The 244-nt window shown below is 68.0% G+C and carries 1 protein-coding gene; it reads left to right on the top strand.

From position 1 onward, the window contains the following. Nucleotides 1–244 (top strand): hypothetical protein (locus tag AAEY99_RS21655; RefSeq protein WP_351012018.1); only part of this gene is annotated, 244 nt, incomplete at both ends.

Consider the following 244-nt stretch of genomic DNA (forward strand, 5'->3'; position numbering starts at 1 on the left):
GCGTGAAGAGCGGCCAGTACAGCTCATGCGCCGAAGCCGACGCCGACGATGCGATGATGGCGACCTGGATCGAACTGCTCGCCCGCTTCGCGCCGCCCGAGGGCCTGCCCGCCGCATGGGAACTCAGCCTCAATCGCGCGGCCGCGCATCTGGACGCGCTGCTCAGCAAGCCCGCAGGCGTCTATCAGATCTCGTCGACGCTGCACGTCGCGCTGCTGATGGACAACGTCGAGGTGCACAGCGC

Source organism: Shewanella sp. S1-58-MNA-CIBAN-0166, from assembly GCF_040310085.1.
Taxonomy (GTDB): Bacteria; Pseudomonadota; Gammaproteobacteria; order Enterobacterales; family Shewanellaceae; genus Shewanella.